At 26.2% G+C, this 4,531-nt stretch carries 5 protein-coding genes; 2 read left to right on the top strand and 3 right to left on the bottom strand.

Annotated features, from left to right (window positions below; genetic code table 11):
* The first annotated feature begins 221 nt into the window (after positions 1–221).
* Positions 222–1,280 (top strand): aminotransferase class V-fold PLP-dependent enzyme, encoded by a 1,059-nt coding sequence (locus tag OC701_RS02370; RefSeq protein ID WP_304514487.1) that lies wholly within the window; start codon positions 222–224, stop codon positions 1,278–1,280.
* A 144-nt stretch (positions 1,281–1,424) separates the two neighbouring features.
* Positions 1,425–1,841 (top strand): iron-sulfur cluster assembly scaffold protein, encoded by a 417-nt coding sequence (locus OC701_RS02375; protein ID WP_304514488.1) that lies wholly within the window; start codon positions 1,425–1,427, stop codon positions 1,839–1,841.
* 558 nt (positions 1,842–2,399) lie between these two features.
* Here OC701_RS02375 and OC701_RS02380 read toward each other — a convergent pair.
* The 3 genes from OC701_RS02380 to OC701_RS02390 all read right to left on the bottom strand — a co-directional run bounded on the left by OC701_RS02380 (position 2,400) and on the right by OC701_RS02390 (position 4,450).
* A complete protein-coding gene (locus OC701_RS02380; protein WP_304514489.1) occupies positions 2,400–3,515 on the bottom strand; it encodes a hypothetical protein in 1,116 nt (371 codons plus the stop codon).
* Positions 3,516–3,560: 45 nt separating this feature from the next.
* Positions 3,561–3,731, bottom strand: coding sequence for a hypothetical protein (locus OC701_RS02385; protein ID WP_304514490.1), 171 nt, complete (start codon positions 3,729–3,731; stop codon positions 3,561–3,563).
* A 452-nt stretch (positions 3,732–4,183) separates the two neighbouring features.
* Positions 4,184–4,450 (bottom strand): hypothetical protein, encoded by a 267-nt coding sequence (locus OC701_RS02390; protein WP_304514491.1) that lies wholly within the window; start codon positions 4,448–4,450, stop codon positions 4,184–4,186.
* Positions 4,451–4,531: the final 81 nt, after the last annotated feature.

The following is a 4,531-nucleotide window of genomic DNA, read 5'->3' on the forward strand; positions in this document are numbered from 1 at the left end:
CATCGGAAGATAACTAATCAGCAAATACACGATATTAGAAAAACGAGAACAATAAGAATAAATAACTAATCAACCGCGAGGGGAAATTAGTTCTCGAAAGAGAGTAAATTATGGAAAGCCGGATGCTGGGAAACTTGCTTGTCCGGTTTGGACGGGGGCTGATTGTAAATAAAACAGCAAAAACGAATCGTTGTATAAAACGCAATTAATCTATCCGTATCATGAATATTCGTTCTTCTTATAATTTAGCTATGCAAAGTAATGTTTTAATTGAGCAAACTCGAAAAGATATATCAATTTTTTTAAACGCCCAATATGAAGAAATTATTTTCACTAAAGGCGCTACTGAATCTTTAAATATGATCGCCCAAATGTTAAAGCATTTGGTTAATCCTGGCGATGAAATTATCACTTCTGAATTGGAACACCACTCTTGTTTGTTACCTTGGATGCAAATAGCTGAAGAAAAAAGAGCTAAATTAATTTTTATTCCTTTAGATCAAAATTATAAAATTCAAGTAAATAATTTTTGTCAAGTTTTATCAAATAAAACAAAATTTGTAGTTTTAGGTCATATATCTAATACTTTTGGTGATGAAATACCTATTAAAGAAATTACTCATATTGCGCATCAAAAAAATATTTTAGTAATCTTAGATGCAGCGCAATCGATAATACATTTACCATTAGATGTTAAAGATTTAGATATAGATTTTTTAGCTTTTTCAGCTCATAAAATGTATGGTCCTTTTGGTATTGGTATTTTATTTGGAAAAAGAAAATTATTAGACAAATTACCTTCTCCTAATATTGGCGGAGGTAATATTTGCGAAGTTAATCGTTATAATTTTGTTTTTAATGAATTGCCACATAAATTTGAACCAGGAACATTAAATATTGGTGCTATTTTAGCTTTCCGTAAAACTTTGAATTTTATTAAAAAAATCGGAATAAATCGGATCCAACAACATACTATTGATATTATTAATAAAATAAAAAGTTTTTTAAAATTAATGCCTCAAGTTATAATTTTTAATCCTAGTTCAACTAATATGATTTTATTTAATTTTAAACAAATTCATGCTCATGATATAGAGAATTTTTTAAATCAAAATGATATTGTTGTTCGTACCGGTAAACACTGTGCTAATTTAATTATTCAAAAAATTAATCAAATTAGTACTATTAGGATTTCAGCCGGTATTTATAATGATGATCAAGATATTGATCATTTAATATCTGTTTTAAACAAAATTAAAGATTTAAATAGTATTTTATAATTAAAAAAATATATGATAGATTTGTGAATAAATTAATTTTGGTTATAAATATATATTTTTTCAAAAAAACAGATCAAATCGATATCATAGAATTCAAGAAAGAGGTAAACGCTCATTTATTTAAAAGATGAAGACAAAAAAATAATGTTATATCACTTGAATAATCCTTACAATCAAGGTTTATTAAAAGATACTAATTATTTATATTTTCGTTATCATAATAATTATTGTGGTGATGCAATCGAATTACAACTTTATATTGTCGATTCTCGATTGCATAATATTCGTCAAAATACTCAAGCTTGTTCAATTTGTTGTATCTCAGCTAGTATTATGTCTATGATTGTAAAACAAAAAAATATTAAAGAAATATTAATGATAATTAAAAATTTTTTGGCTATGTTAAATAAACAAAAATTTGATTTTAATATACTGAATAAAGAATTAAAAATTTTTGAATTTTTTTGTGATGATCCCGGGAAAATCGCTTGTATCAGTTTACCTTGGAAAGCTATTAAAAAAGCTATAGAATCTTTTGGATATGAAAAAAACGGTTTATAAACCAATTAATTAATAATTTATTTAAAATTTGAACTATAAATTATCGATTAAATCAAATAATGTTTTTCTATAAAAATTAAAATTTAAATATTTTTAAAATTTTAACTACCTAAATTTAAAAATAGAAGAGCTAATTAATTCATAAATATTATGTGGTATGTAACCAGCCATCAATACTAATTCGATATTGAAATGATAATAACAATAATTTATTAAAATTAAAAAATGATATACAAAATTATAACCAGAATTTTTAGATATTCGAGGGAGTAAAACTTAATTTGGAATAATTAAGTTGCTCTTCTCGAAAACAATTAAAGATCTTGATAGAACGAAAGAAGTCAGTAATTTATGGTTTATCGATAAATTATGGGAAGCCGGATGCTGGGAAATTTTAATAACTATCAAAAAAGACAAATCCTAAAATTGAAATGCAAATAATCTAATCACTGTTATACATTTTATATAATGACTAAAAAAACTTTAATAAATTAAAAACGAAAATAATATATAAAAATATTATAATTTTATGATAATAAAAGTTAATTTACTCAAAAATTAATTATTGTTATTTTCGGATAAATGAAAAGGAATTTTCACAGCTTTTTCAATAACTATATTAGATAATGATAAAGGATAATCATTATTGTAATCATAATTAATTTCTATACCAGTTGAGGTTATTTCTTTTTTTAATTGAGCTGTATTACCTAAATAAGTATATTCGAAAATATGCTTATTAGGCCATATTTCTTTTATTAAATAACCATTGCTTTTATCAAATTCTTGAATATAACCGTGGGGGAAGATTATTTTAATAATATGATTAAGTGGATTGTTATCTAAATATATGATTTCTGTATTTTTAGTAACTCCTTGGTTATTAGTAATCTTTGTAATTTGATAATTTTTAGTGAAATCCATTTCAACTATAGAATTATCTGGTAACTTCATTTTGGTAATTAAATTATTTTCTAATTCTAAATTAGTTTCTAAATAAGATGATGTTATGATTACGTTATCTTTTGTTTTAATTTGAATCGGTAAGAAATGATCATCATATTTTATAATAGAACCATCAGGTAAAATTTCTTTTTTTAATTTATAAAAATAATTTTGATTTATTTTATGCAATTGATATTCTATAATTGATTTATCTCTCAAAATATCTTGATTAATAAAGGATAAATGCAAACCATAATATTCTCTTTTTTCACCCATTGGAAAAATAATTTTTTGTATTGTTTTGGTTTTAGGATTATATTCGCGAATATAGTCTTGAGAAATTTCTTGAATAACATCTTGATTATAATTGTATTTTCTACTTATGCCATTAGAAAATGTTTCCTGTATTTTATGATATTTATAAATTTTTTTTGTTTCGTCAGGAAGATTTTCTTGCAATAAGTATTTATCAAACTGATAATCTTTATTTGGCAAATGTATTTCTTTTTTATTATTAATAAAATCATAATAATGAACAATACCATCAGGATTAATTTTACGAAATAAACGTTTTTGCTGATCATATTCTTGAACAGTTCCGTCTACACAAATAATTTTTTTTAAATTAGCTAGATTATTTAAATCCATACCAATATCTTTAGTTCCATCAATAGAAAAAATCTTATTATCATATTCTTTTTTAATATTGGAATTAATTTTTTTCTTCAACAATTTACCTGTAATATATATGGATAGATTATTTGCGTTTCGATCTCAGAATTTGTCTTTCTGATAACTATTACAAATAGCCCCCATCCAAACCGGACAAGCAAGTTTCCCAGCATCCGGCTTTCCATAATTTATCGATAAACAATAAATTACTAACTTCTTTCGCCCTATCAAGGTCGTTAACCTTGTTCTAGGGAGGACGATTAACTGGATCATTCCAGATCCAGTTTTACTCCTCCGACTACTAAGAAGTCGCTTTCTCCTTGGGCTATAATGACTTTAATCTCATTATTCGTTAATTTAATAACTCGCCTTTAGGATTCTCCAAGTTACGCTAAATATCAACCTTGATTCCTTAGGGGAAGTAACCATTTTATTCATGGTGAGATTCCAGGTTGGTTAAGTGATAAACTATCTAATACATGATTATATTATATCGATAGCCTCTGAACTGCTCGCTTATAGTAGTTTGCGAGACAGGTTAAGAAATTACATCTGCTTATCTTCTTAGGCCATTTCAGGCTTATCCGTAGAACCATTCGGTGGCGGCGGTGTCTTCTTGACTAACTACTTCATCGCAACCCGCTTTTAAGAACTGCTGTAATTCTTGATGGTTTCCTTTCAAGAACCGTTCTTAGCCTGTCAGTGTTTATCGCACTGGTGATGGGTTAGTTCACTCGATATTTAGGCCTCTTTGGCGCCCAATCATATTCTTTAATATTGCCTTGTTTATCAATTATTTTAATAATTTTCAGGATACGATCGTCATCATTAATTGGTATTTTATCAGAAATTCTAAAATCTAAATTATCATGCAATATTGTTGTGTGTTGTAAATTCTTTTGATTAAAATAATTATAATTAAGTACATAAATAAAAAACAATATTAAATACGGATAGATTGTTGGCGTTTCGTCGATAAGATTTATTTTCATCAACTATTACCAACAGCCCCCGTCCAAACGGTGCGAGCAAGTTTCCCAGCACACCGCTTTCCATAATTTATCCCTGTTCCG

This window comes from Candidatus Phytoplasma bonamiae, assembly GCF_030586845.1.
GTDB lineage: Bacteria > Bacillota_I > Bacilli_A > Acholeplasmatales > Acholeplasmataceae > Phytoplasma > Phytoplasma bonamiae.